Origin of the sequence: Catenovulum sp. SX2, assembly GCF_052056295.1 — a bacterium.
Lineage (GTDB): Bacteria > Pseudomonadota > Gammaproteobacteria > Enterobacterales > Alteromonadaceae > Catenovulum.
In genome coordinates this window covers 2,431,695-2,455,133 of the sequence record NZ_CP182493.1, presented here as the reverse complement: position 1 = coordinate 2,455,133, position 23,439 = coordinate 2,431,695, and the positions used below count along the sequence as shown (strand labels likewise).

16 protein-coding genes are annotated in these 23,439 nt (G+C 40.2%); 5 read left to right on the top strand and 11 right to left on the bottom strand.

What is annotated here, in order from left to right; translation table 11 throughout:
* Positions 1 to 130: 130 nt before the first annotated feature.
* A complete protein-coding gene (locus ACMZOO_RS10280; RefSeq protein ID WP_440903266.1) occupies positions 131 to 3,091 on the bottom strand; it encodes an esterase in 2,961 nt (986 codons plus the stop codon).
* Positions 3,092 to 3,259: 168 nt separating this feature from the next.
* Between ACMZOO_RS10280 and ACMZOO_RS10275 the strand changes: the two genes are divergently transcribed.
* Entirely contained in the window at positions 3,260 to 5,206 is a 1,947-nt protein-coding gene (locus ACMZOO_RS10275; protein WP_440903265.1) for an alpha/beta hydrolase family protein, read from the top strand.
* A gap of 15 nt (positions 5,207 to 5,221) precedes the next feature.
* Here ACMZOO_RS10275 and ACMZOO_RS10270 read toward each other — a convergent pair whose 3' ends face one another.
* The 4 genes from ACMZOO_RS10270 to ACMZOO_RS10255 form a co-directional block, all read right to left on the bottom strand.
* Positions 5,222 to 6,256, bottom strand: coding sequence for a cupin-like domain-containing protein (locus ACMZOO_RS10270; RefSeq protein ID WP_440903264.1), 1,035 nt, complete (start codon positions 6,254 to 6,256; stop codon positions 5,222 to 5,224).
* A gap of 9 nt (positions 6,257 to 6,265) precedes the next feature.
* A complete protein-coding gene (locus tag ACMZOO_RS10265; RefSeq protein WP_440903263.1) occupies positions 6,266 to 7,756 on the bottom strand; it encodes a tryptophan halogenase family protein in 1,491 nt (496 codons plus the stop codon).
* The gene (locus ACMZOO_RS10260) at positions 7,756 to 9,258 is read right to left on the bottom strand and encodes a tryptophan halogenase family protein (RefSeq protein ID WP_440903262.1); all 1,503 of its coding nucleotides are present in this window, start codon (positions 9,256 to 9,258) and stop codon (positions 7,756 to 7,758) included. Before ACMZOO_RS10260 ends, ACMZOO_RS10265 begins: the two co-directional genes overlap by 1 nt.
* 81 nt (positions 9,259 to 9,339) lie before the next feature.
* The gene (locus tag ACMZOO_RS10255; protein WP_440906298.1) at positions 9,340 to 12,240 is read right to left on the bottom strand and encodes a TonB-dependent receptor; all 2,901 of its coding nucleotides are present in this window, start codon (positions 12,238 to 12,240) and stop codon (positions 9,340 to 9,342) included.
* 421 nt (positions 12,241 to 12,661) lie between these two features.
* Here ACMZOO_RS10255 and ACMZOO_RS10250 point away from each other — a divergent pair, with 421 nt between their 5' ends.
* Positions 12,662 to 14,293: an alpha-amylase family glycosyl hydrolase gene (locus ACMZOO_RS10250; RefSeq protein ID WP_440903261.1), complete on the top strand. Its 1,632-nt coding sequence runs from the start codon at positions 12,662 to 12,664 to the stop codon at positions 14,291 to 14,293.
* 300 nt (positions 14,294 to 14,593) lie between these two features.
* Positions 14,594 to 14,764 carry a hypothetical protein gene (locus ACMZOO_RS10245; RefSeq protein ID WP_440903260.1) on the top strand — a complete coding sequence of 57 codons (171 nt, stop codon included), beginning with the start codon at positions 14,594 to 14,596 and terminating at the stop codon, positions 14,762 to 14,764.
* Between the two features lie 300 nt (positions 14,765 to 15,064).
* Here ACMZOO_RS10245 and ACMZOO_RS10240 read toward each other — a convergent pair whose 3' ends face one another.
* From ACMZOO_RS10240 to ACMZOO_RS10215, 6 genes are read right to left on the bottom strand one after another with little or no spacing between them, the layout of a single operon-like run.
* Positions 15,065 to 15,877 (bottom strand): symmetrical bis(5'-nucleosyl)-tetraphosphatase, encoded by an 813-nt coding sequence (locus tag ACMZOO_RS10240; RefSeq protein WP_440903259.1) that lies wholly within the window; start codon positions 15,875 to 15,877, stop codon positions 15,065 to 15,067.
* A 15-nt stretch (positions 15,878 to 15,892) separates the two neighbouring features.
* Entirely contained in the window at positions 15,893 to 16,279 is a 387-nt protein-coding gene (gene apaG, locus ACMZOO_RS10235) for a Co2+/Mg2+ efflux protein ApaG (RefSeq protein ID WP_016954179.1), read from the bottom strand.
* 5 nt (positions 16,280 to 16,284) lie between these two features.
* Positions 16,285 to 17,079, bottom strand: a complete 795-nt coding sequence (rsmA, locus tag ACMZOO_RS10230; RefSeq protein WP_440903258.1) for a 16S rRNA (adenine(1518)-N(6)/adenine(1519)-N(6))-dimethyltransferase RsmA — start codon at positions 17,077 to 17,079, stop codon at positions 16,285 to 16,287.
* Positions 17,076 to 18,062 (bottom strand): 4-hydroxythreonine-4-phosphate dehydrogenase PdxA, encoded by a 987-nt coding sequence (gene pdxA / locus ACMZOO_RS10225; protein WP_440903257.1) that lies wholly within the window; start codon positions 18,060 to 18,062, stop codon positions 17,076 to 17,078. The genes rsmA and pdxA overlap by 4 nt, the downstream gene beginning before the upstream one ends.
* Before the next feature lie 2 nt (positions 18,063 to 18,064).
* Positions 18,065 to 19,360 (bottom strand): peptidylprolyl isomerase SurA, encoded by a 1,296-nt coding sequence (gene surA / locus ACMZOO_RS10220; RefSeq protein ID WP_016954176.1) that lies wholly within the window; start codon positions 19,358 to 19,360, stop codon positions 18,065 to 18,067.
* Positions 19,361 to 19,367: 7 nt separating this feature from the next.
* Positions 19,368 to 21,671: an LPS-assembly protein LptD gene (locus tag ACMZOO_RS10215; RefSeq protein WP_440903256.1), complete on the bottom strand. Its 2,304-nt coding sequence runs from the start codon at positions 21,669 to 21,671 to the stop codon at positions 19,368 to 19,370.
* Between the two features lie 86 nt (positions 21,672 to 21,757).
* On the opposite strand from ACMZOO_RS10215, the gene ACMZOO_RS10210 reads away from it, so the two are divergent.
* Both ACMZOO_RS10210 and murU read left to right on the top strand, forming a co-directional pair.
* The gene (locus tag ACMZOO_RS10210; RefSeq protein WP_440903255.1) at positions 21,758 to 22,741 is read left to right on the top strand and encodes an aminoglycoside phosphotransferase family protein; all 984 of its coding nucleotides are present in this window, start codon (positions 21,758 to 21,760) and stop codon (positions 22,739 to 22,741) included.
* Positions 22,738 to 23,409, top strand: a complete 672-nt coding sequence (gene murU / locus ACMZOO_RS10205; protein WP_440903254.1) for an N-acetylmuramate alpha-1-phosphate uridylyltransferase MurU — start codon at positions 22,738 to 22,740, stop codon at positions 23,407 to 23,409. The genes ACMZOO_RS10210 and murU overlap by 4 nt, the downstream gene beginning before the upstream one ends.
* Positions 23,410 to 23,439 lie beyond the last annotated feature (30 nt).

The window sequence follows — 23,439 nt, the reverse complement described above, 5'->3', positions numbered from 1 at the left end:
AATAAAGTAATATAGTTATTAATTTAGAGACGATTTATATTTGATTATCCGCCAAATTAAATCGCCCCTATATACCGATGTATTCCATACTCGGTTTGCCCATGTGTGTGTACGCGAAGTTACACGGGCGTTACTTTAATGGAAGTAACACAAATGTTACAGCATAAATATCAAACTTATTGGAAATTCCGCTGATCCCACCTGCCGCAGTGTAATTAGTATTACTTTTTAGGTAGCTCATGTTGTAAAAGTCGTGTAAATTCAGCTGGTAACTGCCTACTTTTAGTTCAACTTCAACTGGGGTAGATAAGTTATCTCCAAAGCGAGTTTTGTCCACACGGGTGTGTGGAAATTGCACTACAGCATCCGTTATTGTTTGTTGATTGGTTTTATCAAATAACTGTAAAACTTTTACCCCATTACTGATACCTAAGTTAATCGCATTGGCTGGATTGTGATAATTAAACTGAATGGCATATATACCAGCTGTTTCAATTGAAAAATCAATTGTCAGTGTATCGTCGGCTTCGCCCCACTGTACCAAAACACTTTGTTCATTCAGTTGCTGTTTGGTTTTATTGCTAACTAGCTGTTTATCAGCAACTAAAATTTGCTGTTGTGCGCCGGTACATACTACTTCAGATAGGTGCGACTGATTTTGGCTTTTAACAAAACGCGCAGCCACAGCATAACAATGCGCTTGGCCAGCAGCATTTTTATCAACCCAACTAGTTGTATCAGCTTGGGCTGGTATGCTCTGCAATAATTGACCATTGCGATAAACCTGATATTCAATTTCCGCGGCGGTTAATTGGGCGTTGCCTCTATCCGTTATGCTCAGCACAACACCTTCTGCTTGCGCGTCAGCACTGAGCATTGGCTCTAAAGGTGCATAAACCAAGGGGTCAAAAGCTAATGGGGTTGAGTCGACTAAATTGATGCGGTTATCTAACTTATCATCAAGTGCCAATTCAATTTCAATTAAATTGTGTTGTTTTAAACTATTTTCGCTGAGCAGACCTTTGTTCGCCAAACCATTCACTTTTATCCGTTTAACCACATAAGCGCCAAACTTTTTATTCGATGGTGCAAATTTGACTTGAATATCAAACTGTTTGTCACGCCATTGATAATTAATTAAGTTAATAACCTGGCTGTGTTTAAACCACTGCTCTTTAAATTCTTTTGGAATAAATGGCTTAAATTCAATTCCTTGCTGACTGGTATTAATCCCAAATACAGTATTAGCGACTAAATTTAGATATGCCGCAACCGACCACAATTGACGCTTAGAATTAATCACAGGGCCAGATAGTTGTGGATTGTTTTTATCCAACAGAATAGGCTCGGCACTTAACCACTCTAAGTTTTCCATATTAGATAAGTTTAACGCTGCGGCTCGAGTTAATGTATCCAGTCCAGCTTGGGTTACAGCTACATTTTGCCCTTTAACCGCTGCATTCAACCCATAAGCTGTGACAAATGGCCAAATAGCTCGGTTGTGATACACAGGAATATTCGGTTGTTGCGGAAAGATAACCGGTGCGCCCATGGCACCATGCGGATAAGCAGCTAAAATAGCTTGTGTTTGTTTGTCTGACGCTATACCAGTAATTATCGCCAGTGATTGACCCAACCAGTCAAATTTTTCTAACGCAACTTTGTGATAATGACCACTGGTTAAACTTGAATATAACCCTTTATCTTCAAGCCATAAGTGCTGGTTAATTGAAGCTTTTAGTGATGCTGCCCACCCTTGGTATTTATTAGCTGCCGCTACATCTGCCAATTGTTTAGCGAGATCTGCAGCTAATAGTAAAGCTTGGTAATGTCCGGCATTAGTGGATAGAGAGATGGCTGTCGACATTGAACTTAAGTCATTAACTATCCAACTCGCATAACTTTGTTCACGCCAATCTAAAAACGACTGCTCACCCATGTATAAACCTAAGTTAACATCAAAAGCGGCGATTCGGTCGTTTTCAATTGTATTGACTAAAGCTGTATACGCTTGCTTGGCAAACGGCTTGCGTTGCGATTCAGGCAAATTCGATAGTAACGCACTTGCGCCAAAAGCCCAAGTCATACGATCGGTACTGACAGGCCAACTGCCACCGCTGCCGGTATCCTGAATAATTTGGCTATAAGGTGCTGTGCCAGCTAAAAATGGACTAACGGGTGCAGAATCACGCAAAGCAGACACTTTAAACAGTAAAGAGTTTTGCACACGCTTTGGATCAAACTGCGCCAAACTTAAGTGCGCCGCGTAAGATAAATCGCGTGTCCATACGTAATTCCATTTTTCGCCGGTTTCGAAACAACTGCAATCTATCGCTTTGCCATGGTTATAGTTGCCGTCTTTAATTTGCTCAACACTGTTGAGTTTCATTTCATCAACCGCCAGTGCAAATAAAGCATCAAAAGCAGTGTTGCCACTGCGCACTCTCGGTAAATTTGCATCTTCTTGATACAGGCTAAATGACGGTACAGGGTCACGCAGCGCTTGTGTAGTTGAATGCACATATTCACGTAAACCATTATCGTGAACTTGCGCCGAAAACACAGCTTCAACCGCATCACCGTTAAAACGATTAAATTGTAACTTGGTCATTTCACCTTGGTGTGGCGGTTTAACACTATCAGCGTCTGTAGCTAACATTTGAATTGTCAATTTAGGCTTGTCAGCTTGAGTTAAATCTAAGGTGAATTGATACAAACCACGGCTCTCGATAAACAGGCTATCTTCTTGACCACCCGCCGTATCCAAGACATATTCACGCTCTAACTCGACTACTTGGTTTTTATGCGCAGCAACTACCCAAGCAAACGACCAATCAGAAGGCGCCAATTTAAAACCATGGTTACCCATGGTAATTTTACTCTTAGCGATATAAATACCCAGCTGTTCAGTGCGCTCAAACTCGGTAGCTGTGCTCCAGCCGTTAAAGCCACCTCGAACATATATAGTTTGTGCCTGATGGCTAGTTGCGGAATTTTCCATTTTTGGACTTGTTTGAATGCAGCCGGCTAACGCCACTGCAATGACAAAATATTTAATTAAGCCTAGTCCAAAAGAACCATGTTTGTGCATACTAACCTCAAAGCATTGTCGCCACCTTAAAGGATAGATCCTAATATCAACATTGCATTAACATCAATTTACTGCATACGTATTCAAATTTAACACTACTAAAAATTTGTACAATTAGTTAAAATATGCGGCCAAAAGTATGACTTAATAACAAAAAAGGACAGGGATATGCATCGGAAGAGACGCATTCAATCAATTTTTTGCACACTGCTACTATTACCTAGTTTGGCCTTTGCCAATCAGCAAACTAACGACAATATTACGCTGCCAACCAAAGCCTTTGCTTCAAAACCAGATGTGTCGAACATTCACGTATCGCCTGATGGTAAACACATAGTTTCGCTGATCCGGGTAGATACAGCAGACAAACTAGGCACTGCGATAAATTTATATAACTTCGAAACCCAAGAACGTTCATTCCCAGTATTTGTTGAAGACAAAAAGTTTGTTATTAGTGACATTTATTGGGCGAATAACAATATTTTGTTAGTTGAAGCCAAATTCGCCTCTAGCCGCCAAGGTACTCCCATTACCGAATGGCATTTGATGAAGTTTGATTTGCGCGATAAAAAGCTAAAACCAGCAATACCAAACTCATTTATGGAGCGCTTGAGTTATATACCCAATGTGCGCAGTAACGTAATTGATATTTTACCTGATGATCCAAATCACTATTTGTTACAAATTGCAGGTCACGAATATAGTGGAGAACCAAGCGTTGCAAAAATTGCGTTAGAGCGTGGTGGAAACACCCATTATATTCAGCCAGCACAAACAGATGTCTTCAATTGGCAGACCGATCGCCAAGGCAATGTGCGCATCGCTATCCAAGAAAAAGACGCAGTATTTACCGTTTATCATGTGCCTGTTGGTGAAGAAGACAAAGACGACTTCGAAAAACTTTGGACCTTTGCTGCTTTTAGCGAAGAAGCTGTATGGCCAATCGGCTTTGGTCAAAACCCAAACGAGCTTTATGTAAAAGCTGTTCATCAAGGCTATGATGCTGTATTTAAAGTAAACTTAGCCAGCAAAGAGCGTCAATTAGAACTGGTTAAAGCCAAAGATGGTTACGACGTAACTGGCGGCTTACGTTATTCTCGCCATTTAAAAAAAGTAATAGGTATCGGAGACTGGATTTGGGATGAAGATATTAAAGCTTTCCGTGACGCAATTGACAAAGCCTTACCTGATTTAGACAACTATATTGTCAGTATGAGTGAAGATGAAAACAACTATGTTGTTTTAGCCACCTCTGATACTGAGCCTGGCATTTACCTAATGGGCGATAGAAAAAAGAAAGTAATGGAAGTACTGGCGTACCGCTATAACGCGCTAACCCCAGAAGTGCTAGCTGAGAAAAAGCCTATCAGTTATAAAGCTAGAGACGGTCTGACTATTGAAGGTTATTTAACTAAACCTAAAAATGCCAAAGAAGGACAAAAATTACCTATCATAATCCACCCGCATGGTGGACCAATTACCTTCGACGATGATGGTTTTGACTATTGGACTCAATTTTTTGCCAACCGAGGTTATGCCGTTTTACAAATGAACTTTAGAGGCTCATACGGTTATGGTTTCGATTTCCTAAAACAAGGTATTCAAGCTTGGGGACAAGCTATGCAAGACGATGTTGAAGACGCCACCCGCTGGGCGATTAAACAAGGCATAGCCGACCCAGACAAAGTATGTATTGTTGGTGCGAGCTATGGTGGTTATGCGGCACTAATGGGCGCAATTAAAACCCCTGACCTATATAAATGTGCAATCAGTTTCGCCGGTGTTACCGATGTTGAAGCTTTGGTAAAAGGCAGCCGCAACTTTACCAATTTTGACGTAGTGAAAAAACAAGTAGGCGATGATTACGACCAACTCTGGGAAAATTCACCACTTAAACACGCGAAAAAAATCAACATTCCAGTGCTATTAATTCATGGTAGCAAAGATAGAGTTGTGCGCTTTGATCAAAGTGAAGATATGTATGATGAACTAAAAGACGCGAAAAAAGACGTTAAACTTGTAGAGCTAGATAAAGGGGATCACCACTTATCAAATGCAGAGCATAGATTAACTGCGTTTACCGAGATGGAAAAGTTTTTACAGAGATTTTTGTAAAGTTAACCGGAGAGCTCATAGCTCTCCTGTTGATTTCAATGTTTTTATAAGTTGCTGCTTGATGAACTCAAATTTATCAGAACTAGCCGCTCCTAATACCCCTAACGCATTAGTCGGTATGTGGTCTACCGACTTCCCAGTATCAGAGAAAATATAATGGTCAAAAATCTGCTGCCAAATTCTTTTTTCAGTGGCAGGCAATTCCCTAAGGGACAGTAAAGCATGATTCAACGTCAGCATGGGTGAAATCAAATTAGGGTTTCCTTCGCGCCACCAAAAATTAGCCATAATCCCAATGTCAGATAATCCTTCAACTTGATGAAACCACATACTCGGGATAAAGATTACATCGCCTGCTTCTAGATCATAATATTGAGCATGTTTGATTGCTTCAGCGAAATTAGGAAATTTTTCTAAATCTGGTTTATGTAAATTAACTAAACTACATGGCTGTCCAGCGATCGTATTGTCGATTGGTCCAACATACATATTGGCATATTGCTCTGGGGGAAACAGTGTAAAACGCCGCTTACCAACAAGCACACACGCCAAGTTTTGTGGTAAGTCCCAGTGAGCGGGAACTATTGTTTTGTTACCAACCCATAGAGATTCTAATTTATCCTCTACGTCCGATAATAAATTTAAAGAAAACTGTTCTCGAATGCTTGAAAATACTTGCGGTATTCTAATCGCGCCGGCGTATACATGAGGAAAATCGGCTTTACCCAACCCACTTTTAATAAAATCAACCAGATAACGAAAGCTTGAAGGTTTTCTTACAAAATCGTATCCATTAAATTGACTATTATAAAAATAACGTCCTTTCGTTGAAACGTCGGCAATAAATGCCTCAAAAGGGCTTTGATTAGCGCTATTGATTAGCACATCTAAAATATGTTGATCACTGCTATTTTGTTGCAGTAGAGGCATATTAAAAGCGTAACCTTTAAGCACAGCGGGTTTAGCATCTACAAAAATTTTCTGCCAAAAAAATTCATTCTCAACCTCAGAATAAACTGGAATTTTCTGCATGTCTTGCCAAATATCCATACGACAACCCTAACTTAAAACTTCATTGTGGTTTGGAAAATTTATCATACAGCGCTGTAAAAAATCGGATATCTGATGCATAGGAAAACTATCTTTTGTACTATCTTGGATTAATTGTGTTTCTGTTGGAAAAACACCGTAACCAGCTAACAAACTGTGCCAAGACAGAGTATTGTAGTACCGGTTTAAATTACGCTTTTGCAGAACTTGCGCTATATCTCCTTGTTGCAGCCAAACAGTAAGCATTTCTTGTAACGAATCAGACAAATGTTGATTGCTGGTATTATCACGCCAATACTCATTATCAACTCTTGCACTCGCTCGATAATGACAGACTATATAATCTCGAATACCTTCAAATCTTTGCGCTATATCATTGTTAAACTCTCGAATATTCAGCTCGTCCATTCCAGCTAAAATAACTCGAATAGCCCCTTCAATACTCTCTTGAACAACATGTAAAGCTGTCGCCTCTAAAGGCTCAATAAAACCTTGAGATAGCCCTATAGCAATACAATTTTTCTTCCAATTCTGTTCAACTCGGCCAACTTTCATCTTAAGGTGGCGAATGGCATGTTCATGGGTTGAAGGTAAATTCAACGCCTCAATAAACTCAACCTCGGCTTGCTCCTTAGTACAGTATTTCTGGCTATAAACGTAACCATTGCCGGTGCGAGTTGTCAGAGGTATTTTCCAACGCCAGCCATGTGGCATAGCAACAGAAGTTGTTTGTGAATCGAGCGTATTGTCAGCTTCAGTAGCCACTACTACGGCCGCATCATTAAATAAGTTAGATGCATATGAGATAAAGGGAACGGACAATTTTTTTTGTAACAATAAGCCACTAAACCCAGTACAATCTATAAACAAGTCACCTGAAACTATTCTCCCACCTTCCAAACAGACTGAATCGATTGAACCATCAGTAGTTAAAATTACATCGGTAATTTTTTCGGAAATATGCTCAACACCGCGACACTTAGCATATTCAGCTAAATATTGTCCAAGCAAGTGAGAATCGAAATGGTAGCCATATAAAACATCAAATGGAAATTGGTGAATAGGCAAAGGTGCTCGCTGAGCATTAGCTAAATAAGCAGAAATAAAAAATTTATCCGGTTTAGTTTCTAATAAATACCCCAAGCGTTTTTGATAACAATTATAGATAAATGCCGATTGTGTATGTTTATCTAACATAGAACCAAACGGATGAAAATAATCAGTATAACCTTCACGACCAGACCAACCTTTGAAGGAAATACCATTTTTATAGGTAGCGTTACAAGCAGGCATCCACTCGCTCTCTGAGATTTCTAGTTTGTCAAAAAAGGATTTCAGTTGCGGTGTCGAGCCTTCACCCACGCCAATAATACCGATATCTGGAGACTCGATTAAGCAAATATCCCAGCCTAAATGCGCAAGCTGCTTATTCATTAAACTAGCAGTCATCCAGCCGGCTGTGCCACCTCCAGCAATGATTATTTTCTTTCTATTTTGCATCAGCCTAAACGCACCATATTATCTCGATTTAACGCTAAATACTGTTCATGCATTGGTAATCCAGCAACCGTTTTATCTACGATCAACTTAAAGTTTGCTAAAAACTCTTCTAATTGTTGTGCTGAAATATGATCTGCCATTGGATGATAATCTTGTGGCAATAATCCTTGTCCGATAAATGCCTGCAGCCAAGAATCTTCAGAAAATAGTTCATCCCGTTTTCTGAATATTTTGGCGGTCGAAGTAAATAACTCCATCTTGTATCTTAACGTTTTAGGAATTTGCATCGACTTACAATCACGCCAGAATTGAGAATCAGTGCGATTAGTTAGGTGGTAATGCAAGATAATAAAATCTCTTATCCTCAAGGCTTCTTCCTGTGATTGATAATTAAACTCATCAATACTTTGCTGCTGAATTTGCTCTCGAGGGAATAACTTAATTAACTTAATTAATGCAGATTGAACCATATGTAAGCTGGTTGATTCCATTGGCTCCAAAAAACCACTAGACAAACCTATTGCGATACAATTTTTATTCCATTGTTTTACCCTGCGACCCGTTCGAAATTTGATTAATTTTGCATCTGCTAAAGCGTCTCCAGGAAGGTTATTTTCTAAAGTTTTTAAAGCACTTTCGTCTGATTGAAAGCGGCTGCAATAAACTAATCCGTTTCCAACTCTATGCTGTAATGGTATTTGCCACTGCCACCCATACTCATGAGCAATAGCTCTAGTATAGGGTACTGGTTTATTTACACCTGAGCTCGGCATTGCAATTGCTCGGTCGCAAGGTAAATAATGAGTCCAATCGTCAAACTGAGTATTTAATGCTTTACCTATCAACAATGCAGCAAAGCCAGAGCAATCTAGAAATAAGTCACCATCAATGGCCTCGCCCGACTCCAAACTAACTGATTCTATATAGCCGGAATTCGCGTTCAAATTAGTTTTGGTTATTTTTCCTTCAATACGTTGAACTCCTTGCTGCTCACTTAAGTTCCTCAAATATTTTGCGTATAAACCTGCATCAAAGTGGTAAGCATAGGTTAGACCTGGAAGGTCAGTACCTGGTATGGTATTTAACTGGGCAAACTTTCCTTGTTTTGCTGCTTGATAATTCAGTGAAAAGTCCCACAGGTCATAATTTAAGCCTTGTTGTTTTGCTCTAGACCAATAATTAATAAATTGTGTTAATCCTAACTGCTTGCCCACATGACCAAATGCATGCATATAACTGTCGCCAATATTAGCCCAGTTTTCAAACTGAATGCCGAGTTTAATTGTGCCATTGGTTGCGGCTAAAAACTCTTTTTCTGGAATTTTTAGAAGGTTATTAAAAAGCTGGATAGGTGGGATTGTTGCTTCACCAACCCCCACACTGGCAATAGCATCCGATTCAACTAACTTGATATCTATCTCTGCCCCCATTAGTTTTGATAAGAAAGCTGCAGACATCCAGCCAGCAGAGCCACCACCAACTATCACCACCTTTTTAATCATATAAACACCCTTTACCAATAAACAAAACCCCCAAGTGAAAAATCACAAGGGGGCTTTAAAAGTATAGACTAACAAACTGAATTAGAACGAGTAATTAAGACCTAAAAGGAAATTACGTCCATAATTTTGGTAATCTCGTACATCACCTACACCACGATTAAACTCTGTCACGAATGCTTCGTTATTTAAGTTTTGGCCTTGTAGTGATACCACTAAACCATCAATTCCAGCTTCAGAGAAATCATAGCTAATTTGCGCATCAATGATTTCACTTCCTTTCACGTTAACTGGAGTACGTGTAAAGCTGATCGCATTTACTTCACCAAGGAAATCACTGCGTTTACGCATACTAACGCGAACTTCGAAACCATTGTTTTCATAGTACACAGTAGCGTTATACACTCGGTCAGATAATCCTTGTACATCATAAGAAACATCAACCGTTTGCAACTTACCATTTTCATCTGCCGTCCCTGGTACATCGTAACTAAAAGACACTTCCGAATCTAAGTAGGTCGCGCTTAAAATCGTACCAAAGCCTTCCAATGCATCAGAAATCAAGGAGCCGCCAAGAGATACTGTAAACTCAAGTCCTCGAACAGAACCATCACCTACATTCTCCCAACTTGTAATGTAACCTTCATTGGTTTCAGGGACTTGGCCTTCAGGAGCCTCTAAGCCAGAAAAGTCATAGTAGCGAGGCATTTCTTGCTGCCAGCCAGACAAATCTTTGTAGAAAAATGCTGTTGCAAAATAACCTTCATCAGCAAAATAGTTTTCATAAGTTAAATCTAATTGATCTGCCATTAATGGACGTAAAGCTGTATTACCAAATTTACCGCCCCAAGGAGAAGTGGCTAGTGTAGCACCTGGAATATTTTTGACTGAATCAAATGTAGCACCACCACTAATTGCCATGCGATCCATACGCGAGCGAGACATTGTACGCGCAAGACCAAATCTCACATATTGACTATCTGCTACTTCAGCACTCAAGTTCAGACTTGGTAACACCTCTGTGTATGAATACGTGTCACTAATAGCTTGTTTTTCTACCAAGCCACCTTCTACCCATGAGTTATAACCAGATGAAGACTGCTCAGTACGAACCACTTGTACACCAACATTACCAGTAACAACAGTGCTGCCCACTTCTGTGTCTAAATCTAATTTAGCAAATGCAGTGGTTACTTTCTCACTAACAGACCAAGTGTTATTCCAACGACCAGTGGTAGTTAAATTCTCCGGAGTCGCTAAATAGTTACCGTCTTGATAGAAGCGGAAAGAGTCATATGCAACCATATCTCCCATCCCAATAAAGTCTAAAGATACTGGCGCAAGTTTGTATTCATCAGGGATAGAAAGCATGAAATCTTCGTCTAATACTGTCCCGTCAGCAGTGGCAAAACCTTTTAAAGTTAAAAAGTCACCAACATCAACCTTAGATTTTTCACGATCACTATAATAAACACCAACATCTAACTTGCGGAATATGCCTGAATCAAAAGTTTTAGTTGCGGTAAGCTTTAAAGTAGTTAAATCATCTTCAATCTCAGGCCTATTAATAAACCCGTCTTGGTCATCACCACCATCAACCAATGGGTTACCGTCACCCCAACTCAATGCGCCACCCATTTTAAAAATGGCTTCGTCAGAATAATCTAATTCAGGAGTAAATTTGATACCTTCAGCGCCCGGCAAAACTTCAAATTTAATATTATCCGAGACACCTCGACTATTACCACGACCACTACCTGCGTAACTTTCCATACTCCATACTTGGCGATCTGTTTGAGAAATTGCTAAGTCAGCTTCTACCGTCCAAGAATCACTAACGGCAACTTTAATGTTAGCACCTGCGGCAAATAACTCCGCTTTTCTCAATTCATAGTCATTACGTAATACACCGCGAACTCCCTCAACAGTTCCCTCGGTTAAGAAATCACCTTCCCATTTAGTGTAGTCAATGCCTGATGCAAAACCACCATCCCAAACACCCCACTGCCCGGGAATTTCAATACCTCTTAAGATTTTTTCATCTTCAAAGTCAATGTATAGAGCGTCTAATACGATATGAATATTGTCATTTGGTTTAAACTCTAATACCCCCATGAGAGTATCACGAGTCAAGTTACTTGAACGAACGAAAGGTTTAGCACCGCCAAATCCTAAAACTGGATGATTACTAATTTCATCACCAGAATCAGGTACACCGTCAGGATCAATCATTGCCTCAGAGGTAACTTCATTAGTATTTGCGTCAATAAAGCTGCCAGGATAACCCCAAGAATTCCAACGCTCTTCGTTGTTCGGTGAAGACATGTGAGCTACAGCTAAGGCAACACCAATCGTATCATCCGCAAATTGATCAATATAGGATGCACTGCCACGCCAACCAGTATCTTCACCATCAGGATTGAGTGCTCCAATATCATTCACTTCACCACGCAATGAAAACGATAATGAGCGGTCTCCATGAGCTAAAGGTTTGACCGTTTGCATATCAATAGTACCACCGGCACCTTGAGTCATAAGGGTCGAATCTGGCGTTTTGTATACAACTACACCACTCATAATTTCTGAGGGATAAACGTCAAATTCAACACCACGGTTGTCATTTAACGATACTTGCTCACGACCATTCAACGTAGTTGCACTAAAATCTTCACCTAAACCACGTATAGAAATAGAGCTAGCGCGTCCATCTAAACGCTGCGCAGCCAACCCAGGTAAACGGGCTAATGATTCAGCAATTGAAGAGTCAGGTAATTTACCTATATCTTCAGCAGTTATCGCCTCGACGATAGAGCTATTATCTTGTTTCAACGATTGTGCTTTAATTAAACTTGCACGAAAACCACGGACTTGAATAACTTCTTCTACTTCTGTATCCGCGCCTTCTTCAGCTGCATACGAATAACCAGATACGAGTCCGGTTGTCGCTAACGCTAAAGTTAACAAACTTGGTTTAAATTGTTTCATGTGTATATCCCCTTGCCTTCTATTGGCAACTTGTTGTGTTTGATAACCACTTGGGTAAAACCCGTGACTAAACTGCACACCTGTCACAGTGCATTGCATGAATATTAGTCGCAATAATTCAACAACAACAACAAACTGCATACGTATTCATAATTATGCATTTACAACTAATTCACACTATTTGAGCGTTTTTTGCACACATTCAGACACCAACCAAAACAATAAAAATAAAATAAATTTCAATAACTTAAACAAAAAAATCACATAAACAAAAAACTTTAAATTCGTCAATTCTGTTAATTTTTTGCAGATTATGCATACGTATGCAGGAACATTGCTGAGCTGAGTGGATGTCAACTATGCTGCATAAAAGTTAATCTTTCGTTGGATTCGAAAGCAGTTTGTTACAGGTTTATTGACAATGATTCAGTGTGGTTGGTGGCGAGGCGCAGTTATTTATCAAATTTACCCTCGTAGTTTTTATGACAGCAATAACGATGGTATTGGTGACTTACCAGGCGTATACGCTCAGCTGGATTATATTGCCAACCTTGGGGTAGATGCTGTGTGGTTATCGCCCTTTTTTAAATCGCCCATGAAAGACTATGGTTACGACATTAGTAATTATCGCCAAGTCGACCCTGTGTTTGGTGATGTAGAAGATGTGAAAAAAATTGTCACCAAAGCACATAGTTTGGGCCTGAAAGTACTGATGGATATGGTGTTGTGCCACACCTCAGATCAACACACTTGGTTTAAACAGAGCCGTAGCAGTAAATGCAATGACAAAGCAGATTGGTATATTTGGGTTGATCCCAATGACGATGGTACGCCACCAAATAATTGGTTATCTATTTTTGGTGGCAGCGCATGGGAGTGGGATTCCCACCGCGAGCAGTATTATTTACACCACTTTTTAAGCAGTCAACCGAGTTTAAATTTTCACAATTCAGCTGTACGCCAGCAAATGTTGGATGAAACTGAATTTTGGCTACGAATGGGCATTGATGGCTTTAGATTCGATGCAATAAACTTTTGTTTTCACGACAGCTTGTTAACCAACAATCCAGCTAAGTCCAAAAACAAACGCCGCGGCCGAGGCTTTTCTACCGATAACCCGTATGCATATCAATACCATTATTACGACAATACCCGCCCGGAAAATATCGCTTTTATTGAAGATTTACGTGAATTGCTTAATCAGTACCCTGGGGCAATTTCTCTAGGTGAAATTGCCGCTGAAGATTCGATTGAAACTATGGCGGAATACACCCACAGCAATACTCGCTTGCACCTTGCATACAATTTTGAGCTTTTAACCGATGAATGCCATGCAAGTTATTTGCATCAAGTGATTAATCAAGTTAATCAAAAGATTACCGGCGGCTGGCCGTGTTGGGCAATTGGTAACCATGATGTTGTGCGGGTGCGTAATCGTTGGGGGGGTGGCAAAGGCAGCTTGGCACAAGCCAAGCTCTATCATACTCTGTTGTTGAGTTTAAAAGGCTCAGCGTGTTTGTATCAAGGAGACGAGCTTGCGTTGCCACAGGCGGATATTGAATATGTGGATTTGTGTGATCCGTACGGCATTCGTTTTTGGCCTAGATTTAAGGGCCGTGATGGCTGCCGCACACCTATGCCATGGAATGAGCAATTGAACTGTGGTTTTAGCCAAGCTAAACCTTGGTTGCCTGTGGCAAAAGGCCATTCGGCTTTGGCGGTGAGTCATCAGTTGCAAGACGATGATTCTATGCTGAATTTTTGCAAACATTTACTTAGCTGGCGAAAAAATTCTGAAGTTATGCGATTAGGTGAGATGAAAAATTTGCAAGTGGAAGGCGAATTGTTAAGTTTTACCCGCTTTGACGAGCAGGTTTGCATATTATGCATTTTTAATTTGTCGGATAAGCCTGTTGATTACAAACTTGCAAAAAATTATGCTTTGGTTGAACAAAACTGTTTTGCTTTGGGCTTGTATTTGCAAAAAGGTCAACAAATTAAGTTGTCGCCATATTCTGCTTTGTTAGTGGAGATTGCTTCGCCTGCCGAGTAATAGAGTTTAATTGAAAATAACGTCAAATAGCGCTGCAAGTAGGTGCAATTCAGCCCGTTGGAAGCATAATTTTCTCAAAACGCTGCAAAGCCGCTGTTAACTCAATGGAAACGGCACTTTGAAACTGCGGTCAATTCACCAAACGCTTCAAGCCGTCCTTGGTCGCTCGCCGATTACATCCATGTAATCGGAGGTTGGTTCATTGCCCCCAGTTACCAAGTACCTCAACTAGCATAAGTTGTGCTTTAAGAATCAGAACACAGCATATATATCGCGAAACGAATTCAGACAGCAATAAAAATGCCGAAGCAGGTGAATGGATGTGTTGCGAGCAAAACTTCACAAAACATGGATGTTTTGTGCGAGCGAGTCATGGACGGCCTTGAAGCGCTTTCGCGAGTAATACTCCATTTACCTGCTGATTTCTCTGCCGCCAGCCCAGCTGGCGACGCAAACCTAATAGCGCTGTAAGTCTATGTAATTCAGCCCGTTGGAAGCATAATTTTCTCAAAACGCTTTTCGCCAATCCATGCCTTTTGAAGTTTTAGAAAATTAGCATTCCAACAGACTTCTATCTGACTTTTCGATCGCCAATAAGTAACCAGCAGCAATAAAAGTGCTAAAGCAGGTGAATGGGTGTGTTGCGAGCAAAACTTCACAAAACATGGATGTTTTGTGCGAGCGAGTCACGGATGACCTTGAAGCGCTTTTGCGAGTAATACTCCATTTGCCTGCTGACTTCTCGGCGACTTCCCTGCAGCGGCACAAAAACTAAAATAACGCGCCTTGCTGATATTTAGTTGCAGTTTCAGCACAATACATAGTCATATACTGTCCCCACACACAGCCAGTATCTAACGCCATATACTGTTTATTTTGCACACAACCCATTAATGATGCCCAATGTCCAAAAACAATCTGAAAATCAACATCTTCCATTCTAGGCACATTAAACCAAGGGGTTAAATTATCCGGCGCTGCGGCCAAAGTATCTTTGCACTTAAAATCAAGCTGGCCTTTGTTTTTGAGGTATCGCATACGCGTAGTAACGTTAATAATAAAATTAAACTTATCTTGCAATGAAAAGTCAGCTTGCCACTTATTAACCTTATCGCCATACATGGCTTTTAACCAAGGTTTAATTTTGCCACCCGCTAATACCTGCTGTACCCAATCACTCATGTCTAAATGCTGTTGCAAGCTTAAATGCGGATGCAAACCAGCGTGCGACATCACAATATTCAACTGAGGGAAAGTACGAATAAGCGGTTGTTGTGCCAGCCAGTTGGCATATTCTTCGGCAAAAGGTGCTTTGAGCAAAGTGTCTAACTTGTCGTTTTTTTTCGGCTGAAACAGCCCATGGAAAATCGATAAAAAATGCAAATCATGATTACCCAACACAGTTAATACACTGTCTTGAATATCTAACATCAACTTAGCAACTTTATCTGAGGCAGGCCCGCGTGCGACCAAATCACCCACGGGGCAAAGTTTGTCTTGGCTAGGGTCAAAATCAACCCGCTCCAACAAGCGCATTAACTCGTCATAACATCCTTGAATATCACCTACAAAATAATGCGCCATTTGTTACAAACTGTCTTAATTTAAGATATTAGGTTGGGCTAATCTAAACACAGGGATCTGAGTTTCAAAGCTACTTTGGTCAGATAAATTCAACATAGTGTAATAACCTTGCATGGTCGCAACTGGCGTTTCCACTACAGCACCACTGGTGTAAACAAATTTGCCACCCGGTTTAATGTTAGGTTGTTGACCAATAACCCCGTCACCACTTACTTCCGTTTTTTTACCATTGCTATCAGAAATTAACCAATAACGGCTTTTTAGCTGCACCGGATGGTCGCTCATATTTTGTATAGTAATGGTATAGGCAAACACATAACGGTTTGCAGCAGCATCCGACTGCTCTTCTACATAATGTGTTTCTGTATCTATTTGAATAGCCAACTCTGTGGTATTTGTCATAAAAGTTACTTCTTACTGATAAATTGACTAATTTGGAAAAAATTCTCTAGTTGCAAAGCTTCTGCACGTACTGTCGGATCTATGCCTAACTCGGTTAACTCTTCAGCACTGATTAAGTCTTTTAAACTGTTGCGAATGGTTTTGCGTCTTTGATTAAACGCAGCACCTGCAACTTTTTGCAACACTTCAACGTCTACATCAGCACGTTTTGCCTTAGGCACCAAACGAATCACTGCAGAATCAACTTTAGGTGGTGGGCTAAAGCTCTCTGGTGGTACATCTGCTACTAAACAGCTATCACAATAATATTGTGTCATCACACTTAATTTGCCAAAGGCTTTAGAGCCAGGCTCAGCGCACATGCGATCAACCACTTCTTTTTGCAGCATAAAGTGCATATCTTCAATTTGATCAGCAAAAGTGAATAAATGAAATAATAGCGGGGTTGAGATGTTATAGGGTAAGTTACCAAAAACTTTAATTTTTTTATCGGTTTGCAGCAGTTGAGTAAAATCGAACTTTAACGCATCCGACTGATAAACAGTTAAACGACGCGCCAATAGCGCATCTGATTCAAAACGCGCAACTAAGTCTTTGTCTAGCTCAACAACATTTAAGTGTTTAACCCGCTCCAATACAGGAAAGGTTAATGCCCCTAAACCTGGGCCGATTTCAACTAAAATGTCATCATTGGTTGGGTCTATCGCATCAACAATATGACCAATAATATAATCGTCGGTCAAAAAGTTCTGACCAAATCTTTTGCGTGCTTTATGGCCTAAGTGCACTCTATCATTCATTGTTTTTTGTCCGAAGCTAATTTAATTGCTTCAGATAAAGCAACTTTAAAACTGCCCGCATCAGCTTTACCTGTACCGGCTAAATCTAATGCTGTGCCATGATCAACTGAGGTTCTTACAAACGGCAAACCTAAAGTAATATTCACAGCTTTACCAAAACCTTTGTACTTGAGTACAGTTAAACCTTGGTCGTGATACATAGCTAATACTGCATCAGCTTCTTTTAAATATTTAGGTTGGAATAAGGTATCAGCTGGTAAGGGCCCAACTATATCCATGCCGCGCTCGCGTAAATGATCCAACGCTGGGGTAATAGTGGTGATTTCTTCAGTGCCTAAATGGCCATCTTCACCTGCATGTGGATTTAATCCACATACATAAATCGTTGGCTTTTGAATACCAAACTTATGTTTGAGTTCACTATGCAATATTTCAGTGATTTTGATCACTCTATCATAAGTAATAGCTTTAGATACATACGCCAAAGGTATGTGAGTAGTTGCTAACGCTACACGCAAACCTTCAGTAGCTAACATCATTACCACATCAGCTGTGTTCGATTCTTGGGCAAAATATTCAGTATGCCCACTAAATGAAATACCTGATTTGTTAATAATGCCTTTGTTCACTGGGCCCGTAACTATAGCGTCGAACTCACCTGACATATTTTTTTCACAGGCAATGCGCATAGTTTCCACTACATAATGGCCGTTTTTCGCGTCTAGTTCACCACAAACTACGTCAGCTTCAAGTGGCACATCTAAAATCGTTAATGTACCTTTTTTCTGTGGTTGAGCTTTCGCCTCGGCATCATAATCAATCAACTCAAGTTCTACACCTAGTTGTTGTGCGCGTGATTCAAGTAAAGACTTTGCACAAATAGCCACTAATTGTGCAGGCCAATCCTGTTGCACCAACTGCAGGACTAAATCTGGCCCTATGCCTGCTGGTTCACCTGGTGTTATCGCAATTCGCAATGTCATTATTAGTTATTACCTACCACTTCAACAAAAGCTTGGTCACGTATTTCTCTTATCCAAGCTTCAGCTTCTTCGTTAAATTTTCGATTAAATATCATTCTATATGCATGGTCTTTATAAGCGTTTTCAGTTGCGTCTTGAGTACGACGTTCAAGCAACTGCACTACGTGCCAGCCATGTGCTGTTTTAAATGCACTTGAATATTCACCTGGCTGCAATTCTGCCAAAGTATTTTTAAATTCAGGCACATACATATTTGGATCAGCCCAACCTAATTCACCACCTTTAGCCGCTGAACCAGGATCTTCAGAATACTCTTTCGCCAAATCAGCAAAATCTTTTTCACCGGCTTTCACTTGCTCAATAAATTTATTCAGCATGTTTTTCGCTTTGTCATTACTTAAAATAATCGTCGGCTTAACTAGAATATGTCGTGCGTTTACTTCGGCTACTTCAACTGTTTGACGACCTTGAATATCAAAAATCTTTAAGACATGGAAACCAGCACCACTACGAATAGGGCCAATTACATCATCTTTTTTCTGATTAGTTACCGCTTCGGCGAATAAGCTCGGCATTTCATTGATATTCATCCAGCCTAAGTCACCACCTTCTAGTGCTTTTGGTCCCGAACTAGAACCTATGGCCACTTTTTTAAAGTCGCTACCTGAGTTAACTAACTCAATTACTTTATTCGCGCGTTTTTGTGCACTCTCAATATCATCGGCACTCGGCTCTGACGGCAAACCAATTAAAATATGACCTAAATGATACTCTTCGTTTTGTTTACCACGCTCTTTTAATAAAGCAACTAAACTATCAATTTCTTGTGGTGATACATAAATACGACGCGATACCATAGCACGGCGCACTTCGTTAGCAGTAAGCTCTTGGCGAATTTGCTCTAAATACGACTCGTAGTCTTGCCCGCTCGAGATAATAGCTTGGCGCAATTGTTCTAAACTAATGCCTTGCTCTTGGGCTATACCAGCAACAGTTTGCTGCACTTGTGCATCACTAATTTGCAAACCAATTCTTTCAGCGAATTGTTGTTGCAACACATTCACTATCAGTTTTTCGGTAACCTGCACACGCAGAGCTTTGTCTGAGGGTAATTCTTGGCCGTTTTGAATAGCTTGCGCTTTTAGAGTTGCCATCATAGTTTGGATTTCATTTTCTAAAACCACACCTTGATTTACCACAACAGCCACTTTGTCTAATAATTTGGCCGCATAAGCATTGCTCACACTGAATAGCAGTGCACAAGTAATAACTGTTCTAATTGTTTTTAGCGTATTCATGAAAAACTCACTGATTTAAGAAATAAGGTTTGCGGTAACCAAATATGCCGCTATTTAACACCTTATCTGCTGTATTCTTTGATTGCCCAAACCCTTTAATCGTGAAAGTGAGCAACATGCCAGAATCTCTTTCACCGGTTGGGATTGAAGCTTGACTGTCTGAGCCAGCTAAGTTGGTTTTAACTCTAGATTGCCAACCAAACTGTAGTTGCCAACAACAAGACTCGTACAATAGACCGGCTCGCGCTTCAACAGTTCTATTTAATTGCAAATCATACTGGAAATTGGCATAAGTTTGCCAGTTGGAATTTAACCGCCACATAGTTGCCATACCCATTTGTTGGATATCGTTACCGGATATATCGCGGACAAATCTATGACTCACTTGCATTAAATGATTATCGTCTCTGCGATAGTCTACCGTAACTTGGCTTTTTCGGGTATCTCCGTTTTGTGTATCAAACTGCAAACCATAATGTAAAAACCAAGTTTTACGAATATCAAAGTCTAGTTCCGCCGCTAATGCCGACTTACCTTGAATAGTCGTTTGCTGAAAATCAACAAAATCACTCTCAGCTTCACTTAAATAGATAATTTGTCCAACACTTAACCTGAGCTTTTCTCTATGTTCATCATTTAATAAACGAGTGGTCACACCTAGAGTTAACTGGTTTGCTTCAGATATTCTATCTATACCGCTGAAGCGATTTTCTCTAAATAAACCTAAAAAGTCGTCTTGCAACAAAGCCGTATCGTACAAACCTATGTTACTTTGCTCTCTGTGTGGCACATAAAGATATTGCGCTCGCGGCTCTAGCGTTTGTTTCATATCTTTACCAAACCAATCAATTGGCCTTTCTAAAATCAATCGACCATTGAGACGAAAACGCGGTAGTACTCGACTAATTTGTTGATAATCACCTTCTTGTAGCTCACCATCAATATAACTTTCTTGAAAATAATGAGTCGCTGGTAACGAAGCTTGTGCTTGTAATTCCCACGCGGGTTCAAAATGACTCCAACTTAACTTAGGTTCGATATGAGTACGGATCGCTTCAGCTAAGCCGGCTTCATCTGATTGAAACCAAGCAAATTGCGCAGGTAACTCAAAACTCCAACCTGTATATTGGCTTAATCCTGTATATAAAAATTCAACTTCAGGCAAAGTTCGGTACGGACGAGCATGTTGACCAAAAACTTCGAAGTCACGCACTGTAATGTCCATTTGCCAGTTTTCATCAAAATGGCTTAGGGCTACATGGCGCTCTAAATGGGTATCTACTCCAGAAAGGTCTTCAAAACCCAAATCTGATACATAACTATCATCACTGATAAAAATTAAATCCACATCAGTTTGCCAGTCGTCAAACACTTGCGCCTGATGACGCCAACTCATAGCATAACGTTCATCGTTACTACGCACTTCTCCCTGCTCAGAGAACTCATAAAAGTCTTTATCTTGGCTCATAATTTCGATATTAAGTTCGCCAGAGAAATCCTGTTGTAAATAACGAAATTCACTGCCCAATTGCAAACCACGTGAAGTCATTACCCGAGGTTTTAAAGTTAAATCCATATTCGGTGCAATATTCCAATAATACGGGGTTGTCACATCAACACCACGTTGCGACGAAGTGCCAATCGACGGATATAGCCAACCACTTTTGCGCTTATCACTGAGTGGAAACGACAAGTAAGGCAAATAAATAACCGGCACTTCAAATACTTCAATGCGGCTATGCCAAGCTTCACCCCATTCATCTTCAACAGACAAAGATATTTTTTCAGATTTTAACTGCCAATCAGGTGCATTATGCGGTGGGCAATTGGTATATGTGGCGTCTTCTAGCTCAAGCTTTTTGTTTTGTTGATCAATACGAAACACACCCGCTTTGCCATGACCCGCAAAGTTATCTAATTGATAGTTAGATTTGTTCAAAGATAAGGTCGAGTTTTGCATATCAGCAACTAAACTATCGCTGTATACAGTCGCGTGCTGACTGACAAACTCAATTCCACCAGCCGCTGTCATAGAGTTACGATCTTTCGATATACGCGCACTGTCTGCTTTTATCTGGTTTGGTCCTTGGATAATACTCACTTGGCCAGTAAAACGAGCAGGCGAATTGGCCCCTACTTCAGTTTTATCAGACAAGATCACTAAACTATTTGCGCTAGACAAATTTTGCTCTTGTTCGTTTGCTGATAATTGAGTTGCAGAATTAGTTGGGGCTGCAGAGTGGCATTGTAACTCAGCCGCATTGACCCAAGTTGTTGTAAAAACAAGTAATACTGCAAAAAACCTTGTCACCTGACCTATCACCAATTTTAATCCGGGGTTAACTCAACCAATTGAAAGCGCTATGATAATGCAAAATTGCACTATCGGCTAATGTTATGCCTCAATTACTTCAACGCCAACAAGCATTAAATCACTGGCTCAACCAGCATTTTGCTGGACAAATCGACTTACAATTAATTAGCGGCGATGCCAGTTTTCGCCGTTATTTCCGTTTTCAACACCAACAAACTAGTTATATTGCGGTGGATGCACCACCTGAGCATGAAAATAACCCGTTGTTTGTTAAACTTAGTTGTGCCCTACGCCAAAACGATGTCGATAGTGTTGAGGTTTTAAGCCATAACTTCGAGATGGGTTTTATGTTGTTGGCCGACTTAGGTGACATTCACTTAGTGGATAAAATTAACCAGCAAAACTATCAAAATTATTACCAACAGCTAGTACCCATTATTCATCAAATGCAGCAGATGCCTAACACAGACTTGGCGATTGCTGGTTATGATAAAACTTTTTGCCAGTTTGAAATGTCACTGTTCCATGATTGGTTTTTACGCAAACAGCACGCTATTGAGTTATCCCCAGAACAAACAGAACAATTAACTTTGGCGTTAAATACGGTTAGCCAGTTATTTTTGCAAATACCGCAAGTGAATGTGCACAGAGATTTGCATTGTAAAAACATTATGCTGAGTAATGAGCGAATTAAACTTATCGATTTTCAAGGCATGATGACAGGACCTTGCACCTACGATTTAGCGTCATTACTGAAAGACTGTTATCTCGTTTGGCCACAAGAGCAAATAAACCAAATAGCTCAACAATACAGGGCGAAATATTATCCTGATGTCAGTGAAGACACTTGGCAGCTTTGGTTTGATATTGCAGGTTTACAGCGCCACATAAAATGTGCAGGTATTTTTTGCCGCTTAAAATTACGCGACAACAAAGCTGGTTACATGCAGTATTTGCCTAATGTGCTTCAGTACATTCAACAAGTTTGTACGCGTTACCAACAGACATATCCTGAGTTTAAAATATTGTCAGAGTGCATAGCGTTAACTGAGGAGCTAGCTGAATGAAAGCCATGATTTTAGCCGCAGGGCAAGGCAAACGCATGCGCCCATTAACCGAAACAACACCCAAACCTTTACTAAAAGTTGCTGGCAAAAGTTTAATCGAGTACCAAATAGAAGCACTAGTAAAAGCAGGGTTCACAGAACTTGTGATCAATCATGCGTGGCTAGGTGAGCAAATACCCGCTTACCTAGGAAACGGTGAAAAATATAACTGTAATATTCAATATAGTGCAGAACCTATTGACGCTTATGAAACCGCCGGCGGCATTATCCACGCATTTAAATTGTTGCAAGATGATACTTTTATCGTGATAAATTCAGATGTCTGGTGTGATTTTGACTACCAACAACTTAAACAAATAAAACTCGGCGACAAACTTGCGCATTTAATTTTAGTCGCTAACCCTGAGCATAATCCTAACGGTGATTTTGGCTTGAAGCATGACTTGTTAAACCTAAACCAAGACACTAAATATACCTTTGCTGGCATTGGCCTTTACCATAAAGATTTATTTGCTGGTGATCACCAAATGCCGTTACCCTTAGGCCCTTTGTTAAAACAATTTATTGTTGCAGGCAAAGTATCTGGTCAATTACATCAAGGCTGTTGGTTTGATATAGGAACGCCTGAGCGTTTGGCACAAATTGAGCAATTGGTTGCTAATAAATAACACGGCTCTCTAACTTAAAAACATAGGTTT